This window comes from Phenylobacterium sp. (assembly GCF_016124325.1).
Lineage (GTDB): Bacteria > Pseudomonadota > Alphaproteobacteria > Caulobacterales > Caulobacteraceae > Phenylobacterium.
Map to the genome: position 1 here is coordinate 41,068 of NZ_WGNY01000012.1, position 25,333 is coordinate 66,400.

The following is a 25,333-nucleotide window of genomic DNA, read 5'->3' on the forward strand; positions in this document are numbered from 1 at the left end:
CGCAAGCGCCAATTTCCGGCGAAAGTCAGACTGGCGGCAGAACCCCGGCGATGACGTGGGCCAGCTGGTCCGCGCCGTAGGGCTTGCGCAGCAGCGGCCAGGGCGCCCCTTCCGCGGCGCTCAGCGTCTCGCCGGTGTAGCCGGACGACAGGATGACCGGCAGGTCCGGACGGAGGCTCACCGCCTCGCGGGCGAGGTCCACGCCCGACCGGTCGCCCGGCATGATAAGGTCGGTGAGCAGGAGATCGACCTCCGCCCCCGTCCGGAGGATCGCCAGCGCATCGGACGCGCCCCCGACCGGCCGCACGCTGTGGCCGAGTTCCTCCAGCATGGCCTGCGCCAGCTCGGCGACCTGGGGATCGTCCTCGACCAGCAGGACCCGAAGGGCCGGGCCCGCCGCCGGGCTCGGCTCGACCGGATGCGCGATCGGCGTGGCCTCGACCAGCGGCAGGTAGACGGAGAAGCACGATCCTTCGCCGGGCGCGCTCTCGACCGTGATGCTCCCGCCGCTCTGCCGGGCGAAGCCGTAGACCTGCGACAGGCCCAGGCCCGTGCCGCGTCCCTGCGGCTTGGTCGTGAAGAAAGGCTCGAACGCCCGCGCGACGGTCGCGGCGTCCATGCCGGAGCCGTTGTCGCGGACCGACACGCAGGCGTAGTCGCCGGGCTCCAGGCCCTCGATCTGGCGGGCGCCCACCTGCCGGCGCGACGTCATGATCTGCACGGCGCCGCCGACCGAGACCGCATCGCGCGCGTTGACGACCAGGTTCATGATCGCGGCCTCGAGTTGGCCGGCGTCGAGGTTGGCCACCGCGCCGCGGGCGTCCGGCGCGATGGTCAGGGTCACGGTCTCGTCGGTGGCGCGGCGGAGCAGGGGCTCCATGCCGTTCAGGAGCCGGTCGATCTCGACCGGTTCGGGCTTCAGGGCCTGCCGGCGCGAGAACGCCAGCAGTTGCTGGGTCAGCCGCTCGGCGCGCCGCGCGGCGCCGGCCGCCGCCTCGATCATCCGGTCGCGGCGGACCGCGTCGCCGGGATGGCGCTGCATGAGGTCGAGGGCGCCGATGATGACGGTGAGCAGGTTGTTGAAGTCGTGGGCGACGCCGCCGGTGAGCTGCCCCATCGCGTCCAGCTTCTGGGCCCGGCGCAGGGCGGCCTCGGCCTCGTCGCGCTCGCTGAGCGCGGCTTCGACGCGCTCGGCGAGCAGGTCGTTGATGCGTTTGAGGTCGTCCTCGGCGCGCTTGGCGTCGGTGACGTCGAACCCGACGCCCACGAAGCCCGCGAAGCCGCCGTCGGGGCCCCATCTCGGCTGCGACACGGACCTGACCCACCGATAGTCGCCGTCGCGCCGGCGGTAGCGCGCCTCGAGGGTGAAGAGGGTCCGGGAGCTCTCGCCGGCCACCTGCTCCTGGAGCACGCGCGCGACGTCGTCCGGGTGGAGCACCTTGCGCCAGTCGAAGTCGATCGCGGCCTGGTAGTTCACGCCGAGGAAGTCGACGTAGGCCCGGTTGGCGAACTCGCGGCGGCCGTCGGTCTGCGTCACCCACATCAGGATCGGGGCGCTGTCGGCCAGGGCGCGGAACCGCGTCTCGGTGATTTCGATGGACTGGCGGGCCGCCGCCCGCGCGGCGTTGGCCTCGTCGAGCTGCAGGAGCGCTTCGCGCAGACTCGCGCAGACGACGACCGTCAGCGCCGCCGACAGCGCGAACATGATCAGCACCTCGGAGACGGAAAGGTCCGCCGAGACGCGCGGCGTATTCAGCAGACCGACGCCGAGCGCGACGGCGAGGGTCGCCCAGCCCCAGCGCGGGCCCGCGTAGAGAGTCGTCACGATGAGGGCTGGGAAGGTCGTGGCCGAGAGGCCGGGCGCGTATTCGAAGCCGATGAGCAGGCCGCGGACGGCCATGGAGGCCAGGAGCGAACCCGTCGCGATCAGCAAGGCCGTCAGGAATGGGGGCGAGCGCCGCGGAATCATCCGCAACGGCCACAACGATGGCTTCAACGACGCCATACCGTGCCATCCCCCCTTGGGACCCGGCCAGCATGAGGGGTAAGGGGAGCCCACGCAACCTTGCCGCGGAGACCGGTCCCGGGACCCGCCCGCGCGCTCTCCGGCCAATTCCTGCCCGATACGAGTCCAAATCCCGTCGGTTTGCGACTATATGCGGCGCGCTGCGCCGCAGGAGACCTTGGTTCTGAACGGATCTTTCCAACGCTGGTTCCGCCCGAGATGGGCGAAGGCCGGGGCCGTCGTGGCCCTTGCCGTGCTGGCGGCCGGCCCGGCGTGTGCGCCGTCCGGCGGCGGGCTGGCGCGCGAGACGATCCGGTTGGCCGCGCGTGACCTCACCGACGCCAGCCTGCGGCGGCTGGCGGCCGGCATGGACCCGGCGATGCGGGCGCTGGCGCTGCGCCACGATCCGGGGCTGCGGCGCGTGGACTTCTGGTCGCGGCCCACGGGATGGGGCCGGCTCGACATCGACAAGACCCCGAGCCTCGGCTTCGGTGCGGACGACGCGGCCACCGCCGAGGCGCTGAACGCCCTGCGCCCGGTGTCCGACCTGCCGATCCGCCCCATGCGGCCGTTCGTGCTGCACGCCTCCGGCGAGGACCGCGCCCGCGCCGTCGAGTGCCTGACCCAGGCCGTCTACTACGAGGCCGCCCGTGAGCCGGAGGTGGGGCAGGAGGCGGTGGCCCAGGTGGTGCTGAACCGCATGCGCCACCCGGCCTATCCGAAGTCGATCTGCGGCGTGGTCTACCAGGGCGCGGCCCGGGCGACGGGCTGCCAGTTCACCTTCACCTGCGACGGCTCGCTGGCGCGGGCCCCGCAAGCGGCGCTGTGGCGGCGGGCCCGCCAGGTGGCCGAGCGCGCGCTCGATGGCCACGTCGACCGGCAGGTGGGATCGGCCACGCACTATCACGCCGACTACGTCGCGCCGTACTGGGCGCCGACGCTGGTCAAGATGGCCCAGGTGGGCCAGCACATCTTCTACCGCTGGACGGGTCCCTGGGGCGAACCGGCCGCCTTCACCGGCCGCTACGCCGGCCGCGAGGCCGAGCTGACGCCGGCGATCCTGGGCGGCGTGGACGCCCGCACCCAGGGCCTGCTCGCGCCCGAGGACCAGCAGATCCCGGCCCGGCGCACCATCACCCTGGCGGTCGCGGGTGAGGTGCGGACCTACGAGGTCGCCGATCCCACCGCCGCGGACGGCGTGCGGACGCGGGTGGCCGGGGCGCTCACGCCGTCGCGCCGCCAGCCGACGGCGGACGAGATTCGCCGGATCAACGCCAGCCTGGCGGATGTGGAGCGTTCGCTGGACGCCCCGGCCGCGGGGGCTCCGGCGCCCACGGTCCAGGCCGCGCCCGGCGACTGACCTCAGCCCGAGAAGGCGTCGGGGTAGGCGACGCTGAGCGGCGCGTCGAACGCGCCCGGCTCCAGTGCGATCGCCATGAACGCCGGGCTGCCGGAATAGGGCGCGCGCACCTGGCCCGCCGTCTCCGCCGAGAAGCCGAAGCGCGGATAGTAGGCTTCGTGGCCCAGCACCAGCACGCCGTGGGCGCCGAACTCCTTGGCGTTCTCCAGGCCGGCGCGCACCAGGGCCGAGCCGACGCCGCCGCGCTGCAGGCCCGGACGCACCGCCATGGGGGCCAGGGCGGCGAACAGGTGCTCGCGGTCGGCCCACAGGCGGCTGAACAGGATATGGCCGCCCACCTCGCCGTCGGCCTCCGAGACCAGTTCGAACAGCACGTCCCCAGCCTCGCGCAGGCGTTCGATCAGCCGGGCCTCGTCGTCGCGGGCGAAGGCGGCGCGGTTGACCTCGGCGATGGCCGGACGGTCGCCGGAGCGGGCGTAGCGGATCACGCCCGGCGCCTCACCAGGCGCCGATCTTCTGCGCCTCTTCGTGGGCGATCGGGTGATGGGCCTTCTTGTGATCCTCTTCGGCGAGGAAGCGCACCGCCTCCAGCGCGGCCATGCAGCCCATGCCCGCGGCCGTGACGGCCTGGCGGTAGACGTCGTCGGTGACGTCGCCGGCGGCGTAGACGCCTTCGATGGCCGTCGAGGCCGTGCCCGGCTTGACCTTCAGATAGCCGCTCGCGTCCATCTCGAGCTGGCCCTGGAAGAGCTGGGAGGCCGGCGCGTGGCCGATGGCGATGAAGACGCCGTCGCAGGGCAGCGTCTGGGTGGCGCCGGTCTTGACGTTCTTCAGGCGAACGCCGGTGACCCCCATCGGATCGGTTTCGCCGACCACCTCGTCGATGGCGTGGTCCCAGACCACGACGACCTTGGGATGGTTGAACAGCCGCTCCTGCAGGATCTTCTCGGCGCGGAACTCGTCACGGCGATGCACGATCGTGACCCGTTCGGCGAAGTTGGTGAGGAACAGCGCCTCCTCGACGGCGGTGTTGCCGCCGCCGACCACGACCACCTGCTTGCCGCGGTAGAAGAAGCCGTCGCAGGTGGCGCAGGCCGAGACGCCGAAGCCCTGGAACTTCTGCTCGGTCTCCAGGCCCAGCCACTTGGCCTGGGCGCCGGTGGCGATGATCAGGGTCTCCGCCAGCCACACCTGGCCGCTGTCGGTCTCCAGCCGGAACGGGCGCTGGCTGAGATCGGCCTTGGTCACGATGTCGTTGACGATCTCCGTCCCCACGTGCTCGGCCTGGGCCTGCATCTGCTCCATCAGCCAGGGGCCCTGGATCACGTCGGCGAAGCCCGGATAGTTCTCCACGTCGGTGGTGATGGTGAGCTGGCCGCCGGGCTGGATGCCCTGGATCAGCACCGGCTTCAGCAGGGCGCGGGCGGCGTAGACGGCGGCGGTGTAGCCGGCGGGGCCGGAGCCCACGATCAGGCAGCGGACGTTTCTAGGGTCGGACATGGCCCCAATGTAGTGACGATTCCGGTTCCGCGCGACGGCGCCGAGGGAACGAACCGCCTGCTTGGCCGTAGATGCCGATATCGCATGGAGGCGCCGATGAGCGATCAGGTGAAGACGGCCGGCACGGCCGCGTTGGTGGGGGCCGCCGCGGGCGCGGGTCTCGCGCTCGGATTCGGTCTCAGGCTGTTCTCGGCCTTGGCCATGGCGGCGTTGGGAACCGGCCTCGCGCTGGGCATGCTGACGGCCGTCGACAACGACAAGTCCGAGCCGGAACAGGGCGATCTGCCGCTGGATCTTGCTTAACGCGCGTTTCAGCCGACCGGGCTAGACTGGCGGCCAATGAGCGCGTCGCCCGAGATCGAGATCGCCGGCCGCAAGGTCGGAGCCGCACACGAGCCGTTCGTGATCTGCGAGCTGTCGGGCAACCACAACGGCAGCCTGGAGCGCGCGCTTTCGATGATCGACGCGGCCGCCGCCACCGGCTGCGACGCCATCAAGATCCAGACCTACACCGCCGACACCATCACCATGGACGTCGACCGGCCCGAGTTCAAAATCCACGGCGGGTTGTGGGACGGACGCAGCCTCTACGAGCTCTATCAGGAAGCCCAGACGCCCTACGAATGGCACGCGGCCCTGTTCGAGCGGGCGCGGAAGCGCGGGGTGATCCTGTTCTCCAGCCCCTTCGACGAGACGGCGGTCGACCTGCTGGACGGACTGGGCGCGCCGGCCTTCAAGATCGCCTCGTTCGAGGCGGTCGACCTGCCGCTGATCCGCTACGCCGCGGCCAAGGGCAAGCCGCTGATCATCTCGACCGGCATGGCCAACCTGGCCGAGATCGAGGCCGCCCGCGACGCCGCGCTCTCGGCCGGCGCCCCGGGCGTGGTGCTGCTGCATTGCGTGTCGAGCTATCCGGCGGTGACCGAGGACGCCAACGTCCGCACCGTGGCCGACATGGCCGGGCGCTTCGACTGTCCGGTCGGGCTTTCGGACCACACCATGGGGACGGCCGCGTCGGTCGCGGCGATCGCCCTGGGCGCCAGCGTGATCGAAAAGCACTTCACCCTGGCCCGCGCCGACGGCGGGCCGGATTCGGCCTTCAGCCTGGAGCCGGCGGAATTCCAGGCCCTGGTGCGCGACTGCAAGGACGCCTGGAAGGCGCTGGGCCGCGCGCACTACGACCTGCTGGGCTCGGAACGCGCCAACGCCCAGTTCCGGCGTTCGCTCTATGTGGCCGCCGACGTGAAGGCGGGCGAGGCGATCACCCGCGCCAACATCCGCTCCATCCGGCCGGGCGACGGCCTGGCCCCGGCCCACCTCGACGAGGTGCTGGGCCGCAAGGCCGCGCGGGACCTCGCCCGGGGCGAGCCGCTCGCCTGGGACATGCTGGCCTAGGGGTACGAGCCCCGACGCAGGCGACATCGCGCGCGTCGCCGTGGCGCAGGCCCGGATTATTTGTTATCGGTGGTTTGTTATCAATGTTCACTTAGGCTTGATTTCCGTCAATGTGGCGTGGTCCCAGCAGCGGAAACTCGCGGCCGAGATAAGAACGGGAGGGTTCCGTGAACGCGACGGTCCAATCGGCGAGACAGGCCGGCAGTGAGCATTTCGACGTCCTCGTCGTCGGCGCCGGCATTTCGGGCGTCGGCGCCGCCTATCACCTGACGCAGCAATGCCCCGACAAGAGCTTCGTCGTCCTTGAGACGCTGGAGAGCTTCGGCGGCACGTGGCTCACCCACAAATATCCGGGCATCCGCTCGGACAGCGACCTCTACACCTTCGGCTATCGCTTCAAGCCGTGGGTGGGGCCGCCGATCGCGACGGCCGACGAAATCCTCAAGTACATGGGCGAGGTGATCGAGGAGAACGATCTCTCCCGCCACATCCGCTACCGCCACCGCATCTCCGGCGCCACATGGTCCAGCCGGGACAACCTCTGGACCATCGAGGTCGAGCGCCTCGACACCGGCGAGTACCTGACGTTCACGGCGAACTTCCTCTGGATGTGCCAGGGCTACTACCGGCAATCCAAGGGCTACACGCCGGAATGGCCCGGCATGGCCGACTACAAGGGCAGGATCGTTCATCCGCAGACCTGGCCCGACGACCTGGAGCTGAAGGGCAAGCAGGTGCTCGTCATCGGCTCGGGCGCCACGGCGGCCACGCTGATCCCGAACATCGCCGACCAGTGCGCGCACGTGACCATGCTGCAGCGCTCGCCGACCTATTTCATCCCGGGGCGCAACGCCAACGAGCTGGCCGACACGCTGCGAGAGCTGAAGATCGACGAGACCTGGATCCACGAGATCGTGCGCCGCAAGATCCTGCACGATCAGGACGCCTTCACGCATCGCGCCGTGGAGGAGCCCGAGGCGGTGAAGCAGGAACTGCTGGCCGGCGTCAGCGCCTTCGTCGGTCCGGAGGTCGTCGAGAAGCATTTCACGCCGAGCTACCGCCCCTGGCGGCAGCGCATCGCTTTCGTGCCGGACGGCGACATCTTCCAGGCCGTGAAGGCGGGCAAGGCCTCTGTGGTCACCGACGAGATCGAGCGCTTCACCGAGACGGGCGTCCTGCTCAAGTCGGGCGAGACGATCGACGCCGACGTGATCATCAGCGCGACCGGGTTCAACCTGAACATCCTGGGCGACATCCCCTTCGTGATCGACGGCAAGGCGCTGAACTTCGCCGACACCGTGACCTACCGGGGCATGATGTTCACTGGCGTGCCGAACATGGTCTGGGTGTTCGGCTACTTCCGGGCGAGCTGGACGCTGCGGGCCGACCTCGTCGCCGATTTCGTCTGCCGGATGCTCCAGCACATGGACGCCAAGGGGGCGAAGAAGGTGACGGTGGCCCTGCGGCCCGAAGACGCCGACATGCCGCTCTCGTCGTGGATCGACCCCGAGAATTTCAACCCGGGCTACCTGATGCGCAGCATGCACCTGCTGCCCAAGCGGGGCGACAAGCCCGAGTGGCAGCACAGCCAGGACTACTGGCGCGAGAAGGACGAGCTTCCGCTCATCGATCTCGACGACGCGGCCTTCGTGTACCAGGGCGCCGCCGCGTCGGCGCGGCCCGCCGCGGCCTAGGAATCGCGGATCAGGCGGCGGACGCCCGGACGTTCGCCGCCAGGACCGCGCCGAGTTCGCCCGCCAGGTGGCGGAAGCGCTCGGTCGGCGCGCCATGCTCCCAGCCGTTGGACACGGCGCCGGCGCCGAACCTCTGGCCGAACTCCCCGCGCAGCTGGGCGAGTGCGGCGACCGCCTCCACGGTCTGGTAGGTCCACCGGGGCTTGACCGACGAGCACAGCAGCTCGCCGAGCGCGAGGTCGCCCTCGAAGCCGCTGACCAGTCGGTGGACCTCGTAGCGAAGGTCGGTGGGGTCGGCCTCCTTCGCGCATTCGGCCGTCAGCAGCGTGCGGCCTGCGCTCTCGTAGAGGCAAACGCGGAAGCAGACGCCGTCGGCCGTGAAGTTGTTGACGCGGAAGGGGCGCGGCCCCGTCCAGCGGGCGGCGAAGACGTAGGCGGCGTGGCTGGTCTCGAGCAGGCGCGGCACGGGCCGGTCGAACATCCTGAACAGCGGCGCCGGATTGGCGGCCCACACCAGGACATCGCCGGGCCGGTGCTCCACGAGCGCCTGGCGCGGAGCCACGAAGCTGCTTTCCTGGATCCGCACGCCGATCTGGCGCAGTGCGCGATGACACCGGCGGAAGAGCGCGCCGAAGCCGCCCGCCGGCTCGCCCGCCGCATCCATATCGTCGTGCGCCCACGGATTCTGGGCCATGGCGAAGAAGGCGTCGATCCGCGGGTTGCTTCGCCGCGCCGCGGCGAAGCTGGCCGCATCGGCGTCGAGGGGCAATATCCGGGCGACGCCCAACGACGCGGCGGCGTTGGCGTGAGCCTCGGTCGAACCGGGCCCCAGCCGCCAGCGCACATAGCGTGCGAGGGGTTCGCGCAGCTCGGCCGGGAAGGCGATGATCCGGCCCGCGAGGCTCGGCCCCTGGGGTTGGTCGACCGCGATCTGGGCGCACGGCAGGGCCGGGCCGTCGAAGCCGGGGGTGTAGCGGGGCGGCCCCGCGTCGGAAGGACTGACCGATCCGACCCGGTTCTCGACCTCGTCGAAGGCGACGCCGTGGGCTTCCAGGCGCTGGCGGACGGGGTCGTCCTTCGGCCCGAAGGGAATGAAGCGCTCGCGCAGTTCGACGCCGTGACGTTCGGTGGGCAGGGCGCTGCCGCCGAGCTGTTCGAAGCGCTCGTGGAGTTCGATGTCGCGCGCGCCGAGCCGATGCGCCTCGAAGGCGGCGAGGACGCCGCTGAGGCCCCCGCCGATGATCCTGACCCGGCTCATGCCACCCGCTCCAGGCGGGGGGTTCGTGAGGGCCGGCTTCTGCCTAGGTTGTCGATCGACGCGCCCATGCCGGAGCTTTGCCAGACGGGTGCGAATACGGGGTTAAGAGCGCGGTTCCGTCAGGCTTCGCGGCCCGCGATCAGCTTGAGGAAGGCCTCGGCGGTGCGAGCGGCGCCCTCGCCATCGCAGACCTCGGCGCTGGCGCGCGACAGGTCGGCCCGCAGGTCCCCGTCGCGCAACAGGCGCGACAGCGCGCGATCGAACGCCGCGTCGAATTCGGGCTCGTCGATGTCGACGACCAGCGCCACGCCGCGCTCGGCGAGCGTGCGCGCCGCCGGCCGCTGATTGTCGGCCAGCGCGACCAGAAGCGACGGCAGCCCCAGCACGCAACGCTCCCAGGTCGACGATCCCGGCGCGCCCACGGCGATGTCGGCGTCCGCGGTGAGGGCGGCCATGTCGGGCGTGTCGACGTGCAGCGAGATCCGCTCGTCGCGCCGCGCGACCCGGGCGAGCCCCGCGAGGCTGGCGGCGCCGGCGCCCAGGACGATGTCGAGCGCCACGTCCTGGATCCTCGGCCGCATGCGCTCCACGATCCGCGCCGTGATCCCGCCCACGTCGGTCAGGCCCATGGCGACGAGGATGCGACGCACAGGTCCGCCCCGGTGGGCTAGCGTGGCCGCCCGCAGGGCGGCGAATTCCGGCCGGATCGGCGCGAACTGGGGGCCGAGCAGCAGCCGCGCCGTCTCCGGCGCCAGGCCCAGGTAGTCCTCCGCCCTGCGGGCGGGGCCGGAGTCGAGCACGATGTCGCCGCCGATCGCCCGGTCGGCCAGGTCGTCGATCACCAGTGTCGGGCAGCCCTTGGCCACGGCGGAATGGTCGGGCTCGGACAGGCCGTAGTGATCGAAGACAATGGCGTCGAACGCCTCGCGGGCGGCGGCGGCGGTCGGATCGGCGGCGACGCGGCGCGCCATGTCCGGCGCGAAGGCGTCCAGGATCTCGGCCGTGGCGGGGGGCCCGGCGAACCCGCACTGCGCGCCCTGGGCCTGGAGCGCGCGGGCGAGGGTGAGCGAACGCATGACGTGACCGCCCCCGACCTCGGGGCCGGCGTCGACGACGAAGAGGATGCGCGGACCGGTCACCACACCCGCAATGCGCCGATGCGCGCCAAAAGCAAAGGGCCGCCCCGAAGGGCGGCCCCGCGTCTCGAGAAGGAACTCGACCTTAGATGATGTTGGTCGAGTCGATATCCGTGAGCGACTTGCCCACCAGCAGGACCGCCTCGTCCGCGTTGGTGTCGCCGTCGGCGTCGAAGAAGACGATCACGTCCGCCCCGACCTTGACGGCGACGTAGCGCACCGTGCCGTTCATTTCGGCTTCGGCGGCCGTCAGTCCCGACGTGTAGTCCGCCGCCACGGTGGCCGATTCCGTATAGTTCGCGCCGCTGCCGGCCACTCCGCTGAAGTCCAGGCTGTCGGCCGTCGACCAATCGCTGATGCGGTCGATCGTCGTTGCGCTGACCACGCCGGAGTCGCTGTCCGCGATGACGAAGACATCGGCGCCCGTGCCGCCGGCCATCGAGTCCGCGCCCGTGCCGCCGGTTATGGTGTCGTTTCCGGCTCCCGCGACGATGGTGTCGTCGCCGGCGCCGCCGGACACCTGGTTGGCGCCCGCGCCAGCGTTGATGTTGTCGTCGCCCGCGCCGGCGCTGATCGTATCGTTGCCGCTTCCGGTCGTGATCGTGTCGGAGTCACTCCCGCCCGTGACATCGTTCGCGCCGTCGCCGGCGTTGATCGAGTTCAGCCCGGCCCCGCCGCTGATGGTGTCGTCGCCGGCGCCGCCCGAAATCGTGTCGTCGGAGGACCCTGCGGCGATCGAGTCGTTGCCGGTCGAACCATCCAGGATCGAGCCGAGCGACGAGCCGGAGCCGTCGATCGTGTCGTTGCCGTCGCCGGCCAGGACGCCACCGCGGCCGGTGAACGTGATGCTGTCGTTGCCGGCGCCCGCGTCGATCTGATCGAGGCCGGCGCCGCTGTCGATGGTGTCGGCCCCGGAGCTGGTGGAAATGGTGTCGTTGCCGGCGGTGGTGACGACGCTGTCGTTGCCAAGGCCGGCCGTGACGTTGTTGTTCCCGCCGCCGGCGTCGATCACGTTGTCGCCGTTGCCCGCGCTGACCACGTCGTTGCCGCCCAGCACGGTGATGTTGTCGACGCCGGTTCCGCCGGTGACCGTGTTGTCGCCGGCGCCGCCGCTCACCGTGTTGGAGCCTTCGCCGAGGGTGATGTTGTCGCCCCCGCCGCCCGTGGTGACGTCGTCGTTGCCCGCTCCGGTGTTCACCGTGATGGCGCCCGTCGCCGCGCCGGCCGAGATCGTGTCGTTGCCGGTGCCGGTCGTGATCGTGCCGCCGCCGGTCAGCGAGACCTGGTTCGCGCCGTTGCCCGCGTCGACCACATCGGTGCCGGCGCCGCTCGAGATCGTGTCATCGCCGTCGCCAGCCAGAATCGAGTCGTCGCCGCCGCCGCTGGAAATCGTATCCGAGCCGGTCCCGCCGACGATCGTGTTGTTGCCGGCATTCGCCACGATCGTGTCGGCGTCGGCGCCGCCGTCGATGCTGTCCGCGCCCGCGCCGCCGGTGATGGAATCACTTCCCGCATCGCCGGTCAGAACGTTCTTCCCGCCGGCGTCGGTGATGGTGTCTGCGCCCGCGCCGCCGACCACCGTGTCGTTGCCGACCCCGCTCGAGGCGGTGTCGTCCCCGTCGCCCAGGGAGTTGCTGTTGGCGCCGTCGCCGCCGGTGACGCGGTCGTTGCCCGAACCCGCGTCGATCGTGTCGTTGCCCGAGGTGGCCGAGATCGTGTCATCCCCGGCGTCGCCCGTGATGGAGTCGCTCCCGCCGCCGCCGTCGATGCTGTCGTTGCCGTCCTGGCCGCCCAGCGTGTCGGCGGAGGTCGAGGCGACGAGGGTGTCGTCGCCCAGGTTCCCGAGGATGTAGTCCGCGCCGCCGCCGCCGCTGATGCTGTCGTCGCCCTTGCCGCCCAGCAGAAGGTCGCGCGTGGCGCTGCCCGTGATGCTGTCGTTGCCGAGATTGCCTTGAGCGAACTGAACGATGTTCGCGTCTTCGCCGGCGCCGACGTTGATCACGTCGTTGTCCTTGCCGCCGTAGATGACGTCGTCGCCCGCGTCGCCGTTCAGCGTGTCGGCGCCTTGGTTGCCTTGCAGCACGTCATTGCCGCTGCCGCCGGACAGCTGATCGTCTCCGAGGCCGCCGTACAGGCCGTCGGCGCCCGCGGTGCCCGTCACGGTGTCGCTGTCCGTCGTGCCGGCGTACAGCAGCGAGCCGTCCGGGAACGTCGCGGCCGAGCCGCCCAGTGTCGAGGTGGCCCGGAAGCCGCCCGGGTCGGCGAACTGCAGGCTCTTGCCCGGCGCCGTCAGGACGACATAGTCGGGCGTGTTCACCGTGAAGGGAACAAACGAAACCGACACCTGAGCCGCCGTCAGGGTCTGGGTCTTGAAGATGATCTGGTCGGAGCTGGAGCTGAAGGACGCCGCCTGCGCGGCGGTCATATCTTCCCAAAAATAGATTGCCACTGTGCGGCCCCTCAATGCGAATCGGTTGACGTCCCTTGCCGGGAGGCTAACCGCAAATCCTTAGGTAAGGTTACCGCGCGGGGCCGGGGCGGCAAGAAACCATTGGGGGTTGTGGAGTTTTCTTCGCCCTTCAGGCCGATCCGTCGTACCGGCGCAACAGTTCGCGGGCGGCCCGGTCGGTCTCGGCGAGCGGCGGGTAGGGTTCGGCGGTCAGTTCGCCGGCGAACGGACGCGCGATCCCCCGGCGTTCGAGCTCGGCGTGGAAGCGGGCGAGCTTCGCGCTCCGTCCGGCCATCGGCAGCACGAACAGCGGCTTGCCGGTGGCCGCCGCATCGGTGGCCAGGTTGGTGGAGTCCTCGGTGACGAGGATGGCGTCGGCGTCGGCGAGGAACGCGAAGTAGGGATTGTCGCCGGCGCCGTCCCAGACGATTCCCGGCAGGCGCCTGAAGGCGGCAGCCATCGCCTCGCGGGCGGGCGCCGGCGTGCGGCGGGTGAAACTCACCAGCACCGAACCCCGCGCGGCCGTCACCGCGTCGCTCACCACCGCGGCCATCGCCTGGGCGCGGGCGACGGGCAGGTCGTGGGCCTTGGACCTGCCGCCGACGATCACCGCCACGCGCGGCCTTGGCAGCGGCGCGAGCTGTTCGGCGAAACGCGCATGCTCGACCGCGAGCCGCTCGGGGCTCAGGCGGTTGGGCGCGCCCAGGATCGCGACGACGTTCGGGCCCGACAGCCCGTCGTGCTTGGGGGGGATCACCAGGTCGAAGCGGTCGAGCGGCGCCCGCGGATTCTGCGTCTGCACCACGAAGGTGCGGCCCTCCGCCCAGGCCAGCATCCGCGTCGAAAGGGGCAGGGTGGCCCGCCCGGCCGCGATCCAGATGTCGGGATAGGGCGGCTCGATCGGGTCGCCCGTGCGCGCCGCGGGTGGGATCAGCCGCCACGGCAGCCGCCCGAGGCCCGCGCGCCAGCCGATGCGCTTGACGGAGATCAGGGCGGGGCGCAGCCGCGCGACGGCCTCGGCGAGGCCGAGGGCCTGGGCTTCGATGCCGGCGCGGCCGTCGGAAACGGCCCAGATCCGCAAGGGTCGTCCGGCGGTCATCGACCGCGGGTCAGACCCACTCGACCTTGACGATCTCGTAGGCCTTCACGCCGCCGGGCGTATTCACCTCGACCACGTCACCGGTTTCCTTGCCGATGATGGCGCGGGCGATCGGCGAGGTGACGGAGACGCGGCCGCGTTTCACGTCGGCCTCGTGCTCGCCGACGATCTGGTAGCGAGCCTCTTCCTCGGTGTCCTCGTCGATCACGGACACCGTGGCGCCGAACTTCACCTGGGTGCCGCTCAGCTTAGAGACGTCGATCACCTGGGCGCGGGCCATCTTGTCCTCGATCTCGGCGATCTGGCCTTCGATCCAGCCCTGACGCTCCTTGGCGGCATGGTACTCGGCGTTTTCCGACAGATCGCCGTGCGCGCGCGCTTCGGCGATGGCCGCGATCACGGCCGGCCGCTCAACGGTCTTCAAGCGCTTCAATTCATCGTCGAGGGCTTTATAGCCCTCGGCGGTCATCGGAACTTTTTCCATAGTGACTCGAGGTTCGCCTTGGACATCCCCAACCCGGCCGCGGGCGGTCGCGCACCCGGGGGCAGAGAAGCTAGGATTGTGCGGCGCAAAAATCAAGAGCGCGGGTCGGCGAGCTCCAGCGCCGCCACGAGGCCGGGGTGGTTGTCGCCGAGGACGAGCCGGCCGCCGTGCAGCTTGGCGCAGGCCGCCACCAGGGCCAGGCCGAGGCCCGAACCGGCGGTGGTCCGCGCCGCCTCCAGCCGCACGAACCGCTCCTGAACCCGGCCCAGATGCTCGGACGGCACGCCGGGGCCGTCGTCCGCCACCGAAATGCGCGTGCAGCCGGGCGCGGTCTCCTCGACCTTCACCGTGACCATGGCGCCGGGCCCGGCGTGGATGACCGCGTTGTGCAGCAGGTTTCCGACCGCCTGGCGCAAGAGGGCGGGGTGGGCGCGGGCGAGCACGGGGATGCTGGGCGCATCGGTCACCAGCATCTGGCCGGCGTCCTCCGCCACCGGACCGAACAGGTCGGCCATGCCGAGCACGAGGCCGGCGATGTCGATGCGCTGCATGTTCTCCAGGCTGAGCCCCGACTCGGCGTGGGCGATGTCGAGCAGGGCGTTGAGCATGGCCAGCACCTGGTCGGCCTCGGCGTTGGCGTCGTCCAGCGCCTGGGCGCGGGCGGTTTCGGACGCTCCGGGCTCGCTGGCGCGCATCAGGGCGCCCTTCAGCCGGGTCAGCGGCGAGCGCAGGTCGTGGGCGATGGAGTCCGTCACCGTGCGCATGCCGCTCATCAGTTCCTCGATGCGGGTCAGCATGCGGTTCATCGCGTGACCGAGATCGTCGAAGACGTCCCCGCCCGTACGCACCGGGGCGCGGGCCGACAGGTCGCCCGCCGCGATCCTTTCGGCCGTGTGGGCGATGGTGCGCGTCCGGCGCATGAGCATGGCGTTGAGTCCCATTCCCCCCGCGGCGGCCCCGAAGGCGGCCAGCGCGACGGCGAGTTCCGATCCCCGGAAGACCGCCTTGCGCAGCGCGTCGCGGGCGGACAGGTCCTCGGCGACGATCAGGGTGTAGCCGCCGCTCAGCGGCTGGGCGAGGACGCGCCAGAGCCGGAGCGGAGAGCTGTCGGGCTCGACCACCGTGCGCCAGCCCGCGTCGGGCGCGTCCAGCGAACTCACCACGTCGGCGCCGGCGATCATGTGGCCGGCGTGGTCCTCCAGCGCGTAGCGGAAGCCGTCGGCCGACTCCTGTTGGGCGTGCCGGTTGAGCGCGGCGGCCAGGCCCCTGACCCCCTCGTCGCGGGCGAAGGCGACGAAATAGTCGCGCGCGGCGTCGGCCATGGCGGTCTGCTGGCGGGCGATGGCCCGCTCGCCCAGGCGGTCGACGAGGAAGAGGCCGAAGACCACGGCCGCCAGAGCCACCAGGGCGGCCGCCGCCGGCCAGATCCAGGGCTTCAGCCGCATCGCGTCACGGGTGCTCGGACAGCCGGTAGCCCGAGCCTCGCACGGTGTGCAGCAGGGGATGGGCGAAGCCCTCGTCGATCTTCTTGCGCAGCCGGCTGACGTGGGTGTCGATGAGGCTGGTGTGCGGGTCGAAACGGTAGTCCCAGAGCTCTTCCAGCATCATGGTGCGGGTGACCACCCGGTCCTTGTGCCGCAGGAGGTGCTCCAGCAGCTTGAACTCGCGGGGCAGCAGGTCGAGCGCGCGCCCGGCCCGCGTGACGCGGCGGCGCAGCAGGTCCATTTCCAGGTCGCCGCAGGCCAGGACGGTGGTCTCCTGGCGCGCCGCGGGGCGGCGCAGCATGGCGTCGAGGCGCGCCGATAGCTCGGAGAAGGCGAACGGCTTGGCCAGGTAGTCGTCGCCGCCGGCACGCAGGCCCTTCACCCGCTCGTCGAGCTGGCCCAGCGCCGACAGGATGATCAGGGGCGTGTGGATGTCGGCGGCCCTGAGCGCCTTGACGACCGACAGGCCATCCATGCCGGGCAGCATGCGGTCCATGATGACCGCGTCGAAATCTGCGGAGCTGGCCAGGTAGAGCGCGTCGCGCCCATCGGCCACGTGCTCGACGGTGTAGCCTTCCTGGCGCAGTCCGTTCAGGAGGGTTTCGGCCGTCCCGCCATCGTCCTCGACGACCAGGATCTTCGCGCCCATGCGGCGCCTCCGATTGGGTTCGGCCCGAGTCCCTGGGCCGGAAACGCGACGAAATAGCGGCGGACGCGCCAGATGGGGGGTGGTACGCGCCCGCCGCCGCCTTCCCCGGTCCCGCCCGACACACATCGAAAAGAGAGCGGGGCCGGGGAACGTTGAGGCTCAGGCCTTGGCGCAGGTTTCCATGAACGCCTTGCGGGTCTGGGTGTGCTTCTTCTCGGCCTTCCACTGCTTCAGGCAGCCGGCGGCCTTGGGATCGTTCGCGGCCATCCTGGCAGCCTTGGCCGGCTTGGCCGCGGCGGCGGCCGGGGCGGTCGGCTTGGCGGCCGGCTTGTCCGCGGCGAACGCGGCGGATCCGCCGGCGAGCGACAGGATCAGGGCCGAGGAAATGAGGATCTTTCGCATAGGTGGGGTCTTCTTCCTGGTGACCGCCTTCACGGCGGCGGGACCCTTCTGGCCCATCCCGGCTGGCGGCGGCCTGACCGTCGCCTCGCAAATTTGTAAGGTTGGCCGCCGGGCGGTCTTCGCGGCGTCGGCGCGGCGGTCTTGTCCCGCGCGCCCGAACCCCTAGCTTAGGCGCCGCTTCGGGAGCACGCCATGGCCGCCAAACGCGGGATCACCCTCTACCACTCGCCCGCCAGCCGCGCGTTCATCACCTACTGGATGCTGGAGGAGCTGGGCGTCCAGTTCGACGTCGAGACGGTCGACATCCGCAAGGGCGACCAGAAGAAGCCCGCGTATCTCAAGATCAATCCGGCCGGGAAGGTGCCGGCGCTCTCCGACGGCGGCGCCATCGTCACCGAGACGCCGGCCATCTGCATGTTCCTCGCCGACCGCTACGGCTACGGGACCCTCGCGCCCCGCATCGAGGACCCGCGACGCGGGGAATACCTGCGCTGGATGGTCTATTCGAGCGCGGTGGTCGATCCCGCCGCCGAGCTGCATGCGCGCCAGATGGATCTGCCCGGCAATGTCGCCGGCTTCGGGACCTACGAGGACATGGTGGCCGTGCTGGAGGGCCATCTGGCGCGCCACAAGTATCTCGTGGGCGACCGGTTCACGGCGGCCGACGTAGCCTTGGGCGGCGAGATTTCGATGCTGCTCTACAACAGGAAGCTGCCCGACAGCGCCGTGCTCACCGACTACAACGCCCGCCTCACCGCGCGGCCGGCCTACCACCGCGCCTCCGACGCCACCTGGCCGGCGCACCTCTTCGGACCTCCCGCGGAGGCCTGAGCCGTCAGACGCTCTCGCTGACGATCGCCCCGTCCAGCTCGGCCGGCTCCGGCGGCTCGTAGACGCCCTCGATGAAGTCGAACAACTCGGGCGTCACCTCGATGGCGAAGTTCTCGCCGCGCACGACGTTGCGCTCGGCCACCCGGGCGCGGCGCGCCTCGGCGCTGGCGGTCACGAAGTGCCACTGCAGCGGCAGTTCGGCGGCCTCGGCGATCTCGCGCACGCGGGCCCGGTCGGCGCGCCGCATCAGGCCGATGTCCAGGATCACCGACGTGCCGGCCGCCAGGCAGGCCGCGGCCGTGGACCAGATCTGCGCCTCGCAGCGCTGCACCCGCTCGATCATCCACTCGTACTCGATCGGCTGGGGCATGTCGGGCGCGAACAGCCGCGCCATCCAGTCGTCGAGGATGAAGGCCACCGCCTTTTCCCGTCTTGCGAAGGTGTTGGCGTAGGTCGTCTTGCCGGCGCCCGAGGGGCCGAAGATCACGTGCAGGGTCGCGGTCATCGACGGTGATCTAGAGGGCGCGGGCGCGGAGGTCGACAGGAGTCTTGACGGTCAATCGATAACCAAGTAGTTATCAAACTCATGAGTTATGAACGACAGCTCGACGCCACCTTCGCCGCACTCGCCGATCCGACCCGGCGGGCCATCCTCGCCCGGCTGGCGACGGGGGAGGCGTCGGTGGCCGAACTGGCCGAGCCCTTCGCCATGAGCCAGCCGGCGGTGTCCAAGCACCTGAAGGTGCTGGAGCGCGCCGGCCTGATCCGCCGCGGCCGCGACGCCCAGCGCCGGCCGGCGGCCATAGAGCCCGAGGCGCTCAAGGCGGCGCACGCCTGGATCGAACGCTACCGCGCGCTCTGGGAAGGGACCTACCAGCGCCTGGACGCGCTGCTGACCGAACTGCAAACCCAACCGCCGAAGGATTGACGCCATGCCCAAGCCCGTCGAGGTGACCACCCCTTCCGATCGCGAGATCACCGTCACGCGCGAGTTCGACGCGCCGCGCCAGCTGGTCTGGGACTGTCACACCAAGCCTGAACTGATCCAGCGCTGGCTGTTCGGCCCGCCGGGCTGGAGCATGCCGGTCTGCGTCGTCGACCTGCGCGTCGGCGGCCGGTACCGCTACATCTGGCGCAACGACGAGACCGGCGGCCGGTTCGGGTCGTACGGCGAGCACCTGGAGGTGGTCCCGATCGAGCGCATCGTCACCACCGAGGTGATGGACGGCCTGGCCATGGGCGAGACGATCGACGACGAGCCCAACTGGGGCGAGGGCGATCCGTCCATCAACACGCTGGCGCTGGGCGAGGCGGGCGGCAAGACGACGCTCACGATCAACATGCGCTTCCCGTCGAAGGAGATCCGCGACCAGGCGCTGCAGTCCGGCATGTCCGACGGCATGGCCATGGGCTACGACCGGCTTGAGGACATGCTCCACGGCCAGGCCGCGGGCTAGGCCTTGCCGGCCGGGGCCCTCGACGATCGAGTCCACGCCGTCCTGGCGGCGCTGGAGGCCGAGGCCTCGGCGAAGGTCCTGGCCGAGATGGGGCCGCGCTACGGGCTTGTCGTGGAAAAGGCCCTGGGCGTCCCCATGGCCAGGATGCAGGCGGTCGCCAAGGCGCTGGGCCGCGACCACGACCTCGCCGAGGCGCTCTGGATCACCGGCTGGTACGAGGCCCGGATCGTCGCCTGCCTCGTGGATGATCCGGCGCTGGTGACCGTCGCACAGATGGACCGGTGGCGCGCCGATTTCGACAACTGGGGCGTGGTCGACACCGTCTGCTTCAAACTGTTCGACCAGGTCGAAGGCGCGCCGGCCGTGGCCCTGCGTTGGTGCGGCCTCAACGACGAGTTCGGGCGCCGCGCGGGCTTCGCGCTGCTCGCCTGCCTGGCGCTGCACGGCGGGGGCGAGGAGACCGACTTCCTCGAAGGCCTCAGGCTGATCGAAGCCTGCGCGACCGACGAGCGCAACTTCGTGAAGAAGGGCGTGAACTGGGCGCTCCGCGCCATCGGCGGCAAGGCAAACGCGCGGCTGCGCGCCGAGGCCCGCGCCGTCGCCGCCCGGCTGGCCGCCTCGACAGACCGAACCGCGCGCTGGAACGGCAAGGACGCGGCGAAGGGCTTCGCCAGGGCCGACGCGAAAGGAGGAGCGGGATGATCGCGAACAACGACCTCGCCAGCGTCGGCGCGGGTCTCGACCAGGGCGGCGGCCGGATCGCGGAGATTTGTGCGCGGGAGCGGCTTGACAGGAATCTTTTTGTCAGCCGGCCAGTAAGTATATGAAATTACAAGAAAAATAATCTTGACCTCGCGGCTTGGCGCTGATTGCCGTGGGCGCTCCGCCGCCACGAGGCATGCCGCGCATGACAAGCCCTGCTCCACGGAACCCCTATCTCGCGAAGGGCTTCGCGCCGGTCCGCGACGAGGTCGATATCGCGGCGCTGGACGTCGAGGGCCGGTTTCCGGACGACCTCGCCGGCACGCTCTACCGCATCGGCCCCAACCCGCAGTTCGACCCGCGGCCGCCCTACAATCCGCTGATGGGCGACGGCATGGTCCACGCGTTCACGATCCGCGACGGGCGCGTGGCCTATCGCAACCGCTGGGTCCGCACGGGCCGCTGGCGGCGTGAGAACACGGCCGGCCGCGCGCTGTTCGCCACGGCGGGCCTGCCGTCGGACGATGATCCGGACGCCGGGCCGCGTCCGGCGGACGGCGTCGCCAACACGAACCTCGTCTGGCATGCGGGCCGTTTGCTGGCCCTGGAGGAAGGCTCGCCGCCGCTCGAGCTCGATCCGGAGACGTTGGCGACCCGCGGCCTCTGGACCTTCGGCGGACGGCTGGCGCGCAACATGACCGCCCATCCCAGGGTCGATCCCGCGTCGGGCGCGATGGCCCTGTTCGCCAACATTCCGCGCGGGCGGCTGACCGGCGAGATCGCGCTCTACGAGGCCGATGCGGCGGGCGCCCTGTCGGAACCCCGGATCGTCCAGGGGCCCTATCCCGCGCTGATCCACGACTTCGCGATCACCGAGCGGGTCGTCGTCGTCGTTGTCTGCCCGACGACCCTGTCTCTCGAGCGCGCGGCCGCGGGCGGGCCGCTGATCGCCTGGGAGCCCGGGCGCGGCGCCGCGGTGATCGTCGCGCCGCGGGCGGGCGGCGAGGTCCGCCGATACCCGGCGCCGCCGCGCATGGCCTGGCACATCATGAACGCCTTCGAGGACGGCGATCGGATCGTGATCGACCTCTGCGAGCAGGACGCGGCCATGTTCTCGGGCCCCGACGGGCGGCCGCCCGAAGCGTCACGCGCCGCCCAGCGCCTGGCCCGCTGGGAGGTCGCGGCCGGCGAGGTGCGGAGCCGCCGCCTGCACGACCTGATCTGCGAATATCCCCGGATCGACGAGCGCCGGACCGGCCGACGCTATCGGTACGGCTGGCTCGCCTGCCTGGGCGGGCCGGGAACCGACGATCTCTTCCACCGCGGCCTCGCGCGGTTCGACCACGAGACGGGCGAGATGGCGGTTTGGTCAGCCGGGCCGCGCCACGCCGTCAGTGAGCCGGTCTTCGTGGCGCGAGGACCGGCGGAAGGCGAGGGATGGATCGTCTGCACCGTCTACGACGAAGGCGAGGACACCAGCTGCCTGGCCGTTCTGGATGCGGAGGATGTGGCGGCGGGCCCGGTCGCCCGGGCGCGCTTTGGCCGCCGCGTCCCGATGGGATTCCACGGCCTCTGGCGGCCGCTCAGCGGACGGTGAGCCCGCCGTCGATCACCAGCTCCTGGCCGGTGACATAGCGGCTCTCGTCGGAGCAGAGCCACAGGACGCCGTTGGCGATGTCCTCGGGCCAGCCCTTGACGCCCAGCGGAACGGCCATGGCCGACATGGCGTCGAGGTCGGGCGCCGCGTTCGCGCCCGGCGTCAGCGCCGCCTGCACGGTCAGCCAGATGGGCGTCTCGATCAGGCCGGGGTGCACGGAGTTCACCCGGATCCCGTCCTTGGCGTTGGCGCATTCCATGGCGACGGCCTTGGTGAAGAGCCGGACGCCGCCCTTGGTGGCGCAGTAGCCCGCCAGGTTCGCCGAACCCTTCAGGCCCGCCACGGAGGAGATGTTGACGATGCTGCCGCCGTCGCCGGAGACGCGGATCAGCGGGATCGAGTGCTTCACGCCCAGGAAGACGCCGTCGAGGTTGATCGCCGTCTGGCGGCGCCAGTCCTCCAGCTTCATCTCCAGGATCGAGCCGCCGATGCCGATGCCGGCGTTGTTGACCAGGAAGTCGAGCCGGCCGTGGCGGGCCTTGATCTGGCCGACCACGTCGACCCAGGCGTCCTCGCTGGTCACGTCGTGGTGGATGTACTCGGCCTTGCCGCCGGCCGCCTTGATCCCGGCGACGACCTCGGCTCCGAGGGCGTCCTGGATGTCGGTCACCACGACCACGGCGCCTTCCGCCGCCAGCTTCTCGGCGCAGCCGCGCCCGATGCCGCTGGCCCCTCCGGTCACCAGGGCGACCTTACCGCTCACTCGGCCCGTCATGAACGCCTCCCTTATCGTTGTTCAGTTGGAGTGGTAGCGCAGGCGCCCTATGGCGAACAGCCGTGTCGTTGGGGAAGGACCGAATGCAGATCGAAATTCGCCCGTGCGACGAGGGCGATGCGCCCGCGCTCGCGCTGGTGGGCCAGGCGACGACGCTGGAGACCTATCCCGGCATCCTGCCGCTGGCAGACATGCTGGCGCACACGGCCCACGAACACGGCCAGGCCCGCTACGCCCAGTGGCTGGCGGACCGCGACTACCGGATCTGGATCGCGGAGCTGGCCGAAACCCGCTGCCCGGTGGGCTATGTGGTGCTGAGTCCGCCCGACCTGCCGGTCCCGACCGCGGCGGGCGACCTGGAGATCAAGCGGATCTACGTGCTGGCGACCTACAAGGGCGCGGGTCTCGGCGCGCGGCTGATGTCGACGGCCCTGGAGGCCGCCCGCGCCGCCGGCGCCACGCGCGTGCTGCTGGGCGTGAACGGCCTCAACCGGGCCGCGCAGGCCTTCTACGCCCGCCAGGGCTTCACCCAGGCGGGTTCGAGGACATTCCAGGTGGGCGCCAGCGCCTTTGACGATCTGGTGCTGGCGCGCGGGGTCTAGACCCAGAGTCGGGGCCTCGCGATTCCGCTCGGATTTGGCCGATCCGACCGGGCGAGGCCCCGGGCTCTACTTCATCCAGGCCGGGTCGGCGCTGCCCGTCGTCAGCACGCCGTAGATCAGTCCGATGGCCAGCAGCAAGATCGCGGCGACGGCGACGACTCCGACCATCCCCTCGAACTTTTCCGCAAGGTGCCGCGGCTTCTGGTGTTTGACTTCGCCGGTTTGCGGCTCGCTATGCATGACTCTTCCTCGCAATCCGTTGTGGAGTTCTTGTCGCTCCACGCCAGGCTGCGGCAGGCGCCATCGGGCGTCCCCCGGTAGTTCGCTGGCTCCCCGCGAGGGGGGTCATGTGCGGGCCGCCGGGGCGCGCCCTTGCCGCCTGTCTCAGTCAGGCGATGCGGCGGAGTCTGCGCTCTCGCTTGGGCCCGGTCAATCCGCAAGCTGGGATTGTGGCCGGCGCCGCCTCAGGGTTGTGCGGCCCGAAGCCGCGCGGCAGCGTAGATGTCGGGCTGGGTGGTCCAGTCGTTGACGACGCCCACGATCGGCCGGCCGTCGCAGACGCCCCGCACGAAGCTGCCGTTCCACAGCCGGTCGTAGACGGGGATCGTGTAGCGGACCAGGGCCTCGACCCGGCCCGGCAGGACCCGACCGTCGCGGACGCGCCAGGCCACCTGGCGGTCCTGGCCGGGCGGGTCGATGGTCATGTCGGCCAGGGGCGCCTCGGTCCCGTCGATCCACCATCCGCCCGTGGCGCCCGGCTTGATGAGCAGGGTGGTGGCCGCCAGCCCGTCGCCGGCCAGCCAGGAATAGCAGAACGGCTGCTCGAACCGCGGCGCCTCCTGGCGCTGTTCGTGGAACTTGGCCGGCCCCTCGTGGACGAACCGGCGGCCGCCCACCTCGATCTCGGCGCGGAACGTCCCATAGACCTCGTCGCGCCCTTGCAGCACCTGCGCGCCCAGCGCATGCGTCGGGCGGAACACGCCGTCGAACCGCCCCGGCGACGATCCCGGCCCCTGGGGCGCCGAGCGGCTGTGGTGGAAGGGCAGGGCGGCCGACAGCTTCACCTCGGTCAGCCCCGGCCCGCGGCCGTCGCGCGACAGCAGGGCGTCGGCCGGCGGGGCGCGGTATTCGGCGCGTGGCGCACCGGCCAGCCGCTCGGCGCCGCAGGGCAGGTCGTGGCGGACGAAGGCATAGAGCTCGCCGTCGTGCAGCAAATGGCACCACAGCCAGGTGAAGCCCTCCACCGGGAAGCGGCAGAACCGCAGGGTGAGGGCGCTGGACCCGTCGGGCGACACCGACATCACCATGGCGGATTCGCTGTAGGCTTGGCTCCCCCTCACGGCGAGGTCCTTCGACATGGCCATGGCGCGGGGTCCTCCGATCAGCGCGGGCGCGGCCGCCAGCAGGGTGCGGCGGCCGATCACGGCCGGGGCTCCGTCGACGGCAGCGGCGGCCGGGGCTGGTCGTCGGGCACGCCCATGGCGCGGCGCAGGCGGTCGATGACGGCCTTCTGCGGCGCGAAGCTGGTGTCCGGCGGCGGCGGGTCGAGCACCTGCGCGGTGAGGAACCGCAGGCCGTCGCGCAGGCGGCCGGGGATGGTCTTGCCGAGGTGGTCGGCGCCGCGGACCAGCCGGTACTCGTGGGGGACGCCGTGGTCCCACATCACCCGGTGCAGGAACTCCACGCCCTCGTCGAGGTGGAACATGTCCCTGTCGCCGGCCTCGATATAGATGGCGAGGTTGTTGGCCAGGATCTTCTCGCGGTTCGCCAGGACCATGTTGGCCGGGTTGGACGCCTTCCAGTAGTCGCGATCGACGGGGTCGCCGAAGATGCCGGCGAAGAACTTGTCGTTGCGCTGGAAGCGGTTGCGCATCTTCACGTCGTCGAAGTCGAGCGCCGGCTCGATCCCGGCCTCCAGGGCGGCGAGGCCGCCGAACATCTCGGGATGGTCGAAGCCCAGGCGGAGCGATCCCAGCCCGCCCATGGAGATGCCGGTGACGACGGTCTTGCTGCGGTCGGTCGACAGGCCGTAGCGGCGGCGCAGCTCGGGCACCAGTTCGGTGACGATGAACGTCTCCCATTTCTGGGAGCCGTCCCTGTAGTCCATGTAGAGCGAGCGCTGGACGTCGGGCGTGGCCACCACGGCGGGGGGCAGGTCCCTCGCCGCCCAGGCGGCTTCCACGGTGGGGCGCATCTGCGACAGGAAACCGTTGTCGCCTCCGCCGCCGTGCAGCAGCAGGACCAGCGGCAGCGACTGCGAGGCCGAATAGCCGTCAGGGAGCAGCACCGACACCTTGACCGGCGAGGGGACCAGCTTCGAGGCGAGCTCGATGGTCTCCAGCCGGCTCGCCGCCTGCGCCACGCCCGTCGCGGCGAGCGCCAGCAGCGCGCCCAGCAGAATGCGGATCATCGCGAGCCTCCCTGTCTTTTGCGGCAGGCTAGCACCGTCGCGCC

General features: G+C 70.9%; 27 protein-coding genes. 11 read left to right on the plus strand and 16 right to left on the minus strand.

Features of this window, described 5'->3' with window-relative positions; translation table 11 throughout:
• Positions 1 to 25: 25 nt before the first annotated feature.
• Positions 26 to 1,933: an ATP-binding protein gene (locus GC203_RS06240; RefSeq protein ID WP_293452538.1), complete on the minus strand. Its 1,908-nt coding sequence runs from the start codon at positions 1,931 to 1,933 to the stop codon at positions 26 to 28.
• Between the two features lie 313 nt (positions 1,934 to 2,246).
• On the opposite strand from GC203_RS06240, the gene GC203_RS06245 reads away from it, so the two are divergent.
• Complete coding sequence (locus tag GC203_RS06245; protein ID WP_293452541.1) at positions 2,247 to 3,365, plus strand: cell wall hydrolase; 1,119 nt, start codon at positions 2,247 to 2,249, stop codon at positions 3,363 to 3,365.
• Positions 3,366 to 3,367: 2 nt separating this feature from the next.
• Here GC203_RS06245 and GC203_RS06250 read toward each other — a convergent pair whose 3' ends face one another.
• Complete coding sequence (locus GC203_RS06250; protein WP_293452544.1) at positions 3,368 to 3,853, minus strand: N-acetyltransferase; 486 nt, start codon at positions 3,851 to 3,853, stop codon at positions 3,368 to 3,370.
• A 10-nt stretch (positions 3,854 to 3,863) separates the two neighbouring features.
• Positions 3,864 to 4,865 (minus strand): thioredoxin-disulfide reductase, encoded by a 1,002-nt coding sequence (gene trxB / locus GC203_RS06255; RefSeq protein WP_293452546.1) that lies wholly within the window; start codon positions 4,863 to 4,865, stop codon positions 3,864 to 3,866.
• 96 nt (positions 4,866 to 4,961) lie between these two features.
• Here trxB and GC203_RS06260 point away from each other — a divergent pair, with 96 nt between their 5' ends.
• The 3 genes from GC203_RS06260 (at position 4,962) to GC203_RS06270 (ending at position 7,954) form a co-directional block, all read left to right on the plus strand.
• Positions 4,962 to 5,168: a hypothetical protein gene (locus GC203_RS06260; protein ID WP_293452549.1), complete on the plus strand. Its 207-nt coding sequence runs from the start codon at positions 4,962 to 4,964 to the stop codon at positions 5,166 to 5,168.
• Positions 5,169 to 5,204: 36 nt separating this feature from the next.
• Positions 5,205 to 6,260 carry a pseudaminic acid synthase gene (gene pseI / locus GC203_RS06265; protein WP_293452552.1) on the plus strand — a complete coding sequence of 352 codons (1,056 nt, stop codon included), beginning with the start codon at positions 5,205 to 5,207 and terminating at the stop codon, positions 6,258 to 6,260.
• Positions 6,261 to 6,427: 167 nt separating this feature from the next.
• A complete protein-coding gene (locus tag GC203_RS06270; RefSeq protein WP_293452555.1) occupies positions 6,428 to 7,954 on the plus strand; it encodes an NAD(P)/FAD-dependent oxidoreductase in 1,527 nt (508 codons plus the stop codon).
• A 10-nt stretch (positions 7,955 to 7,964) separates the two neighbouring features.
• Here GC203_RS06270 and GC203_RS06275 read toward each other — a convergent pair whose 3' ends face one another.
• From GC203_RS06275 to GC203_RS06310, 8 genes are all read right to left on the minus strand, one after another.
• Positions 7,965 to 9,212: an NAD(P)-binding protein gene (locus GC203_RS06275; RefSeq protein WP_293452558.1), complete on the minus strand. Its 1,248-nt coding sequence runs from the start codon at positions 9,210 to 9,212 to the stop codon at positions 7,965 to 7,967.
• Between the two features lie 119 nt (positions 9,213 to 9,331).
• Positions 9,332 to 10,351, minus strand: coding sequence for a UDP-2,4-diacetamido-2,4,6-trideoxy-beta-L-altropyranose hydrolase (pseG, locus tag GC203_RS06280; protein ID WP_366501506.1), 1,020 nt, complete (start codon positions 10,349 to 10,351; stop codon positions 9,332 to 9,334).
• Positions 10,352 to 10,433: 82 nt separating this feature from the next.
• Positions 10,434 to 12,773 carry a calcium-binding protein gene (locus tag GC203_RS06285; protein ID WP_293452565.1) on the minus strand — a complete coding sequence of 780 codons (2,340 nt, stop codon included), beginning with the start codon at positions 12,771 to 12,773 and terminating at the stop codon, positions 10,434 to 10,436.
• 154 nt (positions 12,774 to 12,927) lie between these two features.
• Positions 12,928 to 13,896, minus strand: coding sequence for a mitochondrial fission ELM1 family protein (locus GC203_RS06290; protein WP_293452568.1), 969 nt, complete (start codon positions 13,894 to 13,896; stop codon positions 12,928 to 12,930).
• A gap of 10 nt (positions 13,897 to 13,906) precedes the next feature.
• Entirely contained in the window at positions 13,907 to 14,380 is a 474-nt protein-coding gene (gene greA, locus GC203_RS06295) for a transcription elongation factor GreA (RefSeq protein WP_293452682.1), read from the minus strand.
• Positions 14,381 to 14,472: 92 nt separating this feature from the next.
• Positions 14,473 to 15,825 carry a HAMP domain-containing sensor histidine kinase gene (locus tag GC203_RS06300; RefSeq protein WP_293452571.1) on the minus strand — a complete coding sequence of 451 codons (1,353 nt, stop codon included), beginning with the start codon at positions 15,823 to 15,825 and terminating at the stop codon, positions 14,473 to 14,475.
• Between the two features lie 4 nt (positions 15,826 to 15,829).
• Positions 15,830 to 16,513, minus strand: a complete 684-nt coding sequence (locus tag GC203_RS06305; RefSeq protein WP_293452573.1) for a response regulator transcription factor — start codon at positions 16,511 to 16,513, stop codon at positions 15,830 to 15,832.
• A gap of 159 nt (positions 16,514 to 16,672) precedes the next feature.
• Positions 16,673 to 16,915, minus strand: a complete 243-nt coding sequence (locus GC203_RS06310; RefSeq protein WP_293452575.1) for a hypothetical protein — start codon at positions 16,913 to 16,915, stop codon at positions 16,673 to 16,675.
• Between the two features lie 192 nt (positions 16,916 to 17,107).
• On the opposite strand from GC203_RS06310, the gene GC203_RS06315 reads away from it, so the two are divergent.
• Positions 17,108 to 17,746 (plus strand): glutathione S-transferase family protein, encoded by a 639-nt coding sequence (locus GC203_RS06315; protein WP_293452578.1) that lies wholly within the window; start codon positions 17,108 to 17,110, stop codon positions 17,744 to 17,746.
• A 4-nt stretch (positions 17,747 to 17,750) separates the two neighbouring features.
• Here GC203_RS06315 and GC203_RS06320 read toward each other — a convergent pair whose 3' ends face one another.
• Positions 17,751 to 18,251 (minus strand): ATP-binding protein, encoded by a 501-nt coding sequence (locus GC203_RS06320; RefSeq protein WP_293452581.1) that lies wholly within the window; start codon positions 18,249 to 18,251, stop codon positions 17,751 to 17,753.
• A gap of 81 nt (positions 18,252 to 18,332) precedes the next feature.
• Between GC203_RS06320 and GC203_RS06325 the strand changes: the two genes are divergently transcribed.
• From GC203_RS06325 to GC203_RS06345, 5 genes are all read left to right on the plus strand, one after another.
• Positions 18,333 to 18,674, plus strand: a complete 342-nt coding sequence (locus GC203_RS06325) for a metalloregulator ArsR/SmtB family transcription factor (RefSeq protein WP_293452584.1) — start codon at positions 18,333 to 18,335, stop codon at positions 18,672 to 18,674.
• Positions 18,675 to 18,678: 4 nt separating this feature from the next.
• Entirely contained in the window at positions 18,679 to 19,203 is a 525-nt protein-coding gene (locus GC203_RS06330) for an SRPBCC family protein (protein ID WP_293452586.1), read from the plus strand.
• A 3-nt stretch (positions 19,204 to 19,206) separates the two neighbouring features.
• A complete protein-coding gene (locus GC203_RS06335; RefSeq protein ID WP_293452589.1) occupies positions 19,207 to 19,905 on the plus strand; it encodes a DNA alkylation repair protein in 699 nt (232 codons plus the stop codon).
• On the plus strand, positions 19,902 to 20,030 hold the full coding sequence (locus tag GC203_RS06340) for a hypothetical protein (protein ID WP_293452592.1): 129 nt from the start codon (positions 19,902 to 19,904) through the stop codon (positions 20,028 to 20,030). The genes GC203_RS06335 and GC203_RS06340 overlap by 4 nt, the downstream gene beginning before the upstream one ends.
• Positions 20,031 to 20,110: 80 nt before the next feature.
• Complete coding sequence (locus GC203_RS06345) at positions 20,111 to 21,502, plus strand: carotenoid oxygenase family protein (RefSeq protein ID WP_293452595.1); 1,392 nt, start codon at positions 20,111 to 20,113, stop codon at positions 21,500 to 21,502.
• Here GC203_RS06345 and GC203_RS06350 read toward each other — a convergent pair.
• On the minus strand, positions 21,489 to 22,277 hold the full coding sequence (locus GC203_RS06350; RefSeq protein WP_293452598.1) for a glucose 1-dehydrogenase: 789 nt from the start codon (positions 22,275 to 22,277) through the stop codon (positions 21,489 to 21,491). The two genes, GC203_RS06345 and GC203_RS06350, sit on opposite strands and share 14 nt — an antisense overlap.
• Before the next feature lie 83 nt (positions 22,278 to 22,360).
• Here GC203_RS06350 and GC203_RS06355 point away from each other — a divergent pair, with 83 nt between their 5' ends.
• A complete protein-coding gene (locus GC203_RS06355; protein WP_293452601.1) occupies positions 22,361 to 22,879 on the plus strand; it encodes a GNAT family N-acetyltransferase in 519 nt (172 codons plus the stop codon).
• A gap of 66 nt (positions 22,880 to 22,945) precedes the next feature.
• Here the strand turns inward: GC203_RS06355 and GC203_RS06360 are convergent, their stop codons facing one another.
• From GC203_RS06360 to GC203_RS06370, 3 genes are all read right to left on the minus strand, one after another.
• The gene (locus tag GC203_RS06360; protein ID WP_293452604.1) at positions 22,946 to 23,119 is read right to left on the minus strand and encodes a hypothetical protein; all 174 of its coding nucleotides are present in this window, start codon (positions 23,117 to 23,119) and stop codon (positions 22,946 to 22,948) included.
• Between the two features lie 224 nt (positions 23,120 to 23,343).
• Positions 23,344 to 24,303 (minus strand): hypothetical protein, encoded by a 960-nt coding sequence (locus tag GC203_RS06365; RefSeq protein WP_293452607.1) that lies wholly within the window; start codon positions 24,301 to 24,303, stop codon positions 23,344 to 23,346.
• A complete protein-coding gene (locus tag GC203_RS06370; protein WP_293452610.1) occupies positions 24,300 to 25,289 on the minus strand; it encodes an alpha/beta hydrolase-fold protein in 990 nt (329 codons plus the stop codon). The genes GC203_RS06365 and GC203_RS06370 overlap by 4 nt, the downstream gene beginning before the upstream one ends.
• Positions 25,290 to 25,333 lie beyond the last annotated feature (44 nt).

Coding starts and splice junctions, on each gene's coding strand:
- trxB (WP_293452546.1), bottom strand. CDS start 4,865: ATGTCCGACCCTAGAAACGTCCGCTGCCTGATCGTGGGCTCCGGCCCC.
- GC203_RS06260 (WP_293452549.1), top strand. CDS start 4,962: ATGAGCGATCAGGTGAAGACGGCCGGCACGGCCGCGTTGGTGGGGGCC.
- pseI (WP_293452552.1), top strand. CDS start 5,205: ATGAGCGCGTCGCCCGAGATCGAGATCGCCGGCCGCAAGGTCGGAGCC.
- GC203_RS06275 (WP_293452558.1), bottom strand. CDS start 9,212: ATGAGCCGGGTCAGGATCATCGGCGGGGGCCTCAGCGGCGTCCTCGCC.
- GC203_RS06285 (WP_293452565.1), bottom strand. CDS start 12,773: ATGACCGCCGCGCAGGCGGCGTCCTTCAGCTCCAGCTCCGACCAGATC.
- GC203_RS06290 (WP_293452568.1), bottom strand. CDS start 13,896: ATGACCGCCGGACGACCCTTGCGGATCTGGGCCGTTTCCGACGGCCGC.
- greA (WP_293452682.1), bottom strand. CDS start 14,380: ATGGAAAAAGTTCCGATGACCGCCGAGGGCTATAAAGCCCTCGACGAT.
- GC203_RS06300 (WP_293452571.1), bottom strand. CDS start 15,825: ATGCGGCTGAAGCCCTGGATCTGGCCGGCGGCGGCCGCCCTGGTGGCT.
- GC203_RS06305 (WP_293452573.1), bottom strand. CDS start 16,513: ATGGGCGCGAAGATCCTGGTCGTCGAGGACGATGGCGGGACGGCCGAA.
- GC203_RS06310 (WP_293452575.1), bottom strand. CDS start 16,915: ATGCGAAAGATCCTCATTTCCTCGGCCCTGATCCTGTCGCTCGCCGGC.
- GC203_RS06315 (WP_293452578.1), top strand. CDS start 17,108: ATGGCCGCCAAACGCGGGATCACCCTCTACCACTCGCCCGCCAGCCGC.
- GC203_RS06320 (WP_293452581.1), bottom strand. CDS start 18,251: ATGACCGCGACCCTGCACGTGATCTTCGGCCCCTCGGGCGCCGGCAAG.
- GC203_RS06325 (WP_293452584.1), top strand. CDS start 18,333: ATGAGTTATGAACGACAGCTCGACGCCACCTTCGCCGCACTCGCCGAT.
- GC203_RS06330 (WP_293452586.1), top strand. CDS start 18,679: ATGCCCAAGCCCGTCGAGGTGACCACCCCTTCCGATCGCGAGATCACC.
- GC203_RS06340 (WP_293452592.1), top strand. CDS start 19,902: ATGATCGCGAACAACGACCTCGCCAGCGTCGGCGCGGGTCTCGACCAG.
- GC203_RS06345 (WP_293452595.1), top strand. CDS start 20,111: ATGACAAGCCCTGCTCCACGGAACCCCTATCTCGCGAAGGGCTTCGCG.
- GC203_RS06350 (WP_293452598.1), bottom strand. CDS start 22,277: ATGACGGGCCGAGTGAGCGGTAAGGTCGCCCTGGTGACCGGAGGGGCC.
- GC203_RS06355 (WP_293452601.1), top strand. CDS start 22,361: ATGCAGATCGAAATTCGCCCGTGCGACGAGGGCGATGCGCCCGCGCTC.
- GC203_RS06360 (WP_293452604.1), bottom strand. CDS start 23,119: ATGCATAGCGAGCCGCAAACCGGCGAAGTCAAACACCAGAAGCCGCGG.
- GC203_RS06370 (WP_293452610.1), bottom strand. CDS start 25,289: ATGATCCGCATTCTGCTGGGCGCGCTGCTGGCGCTCGCCGCGACGGGC.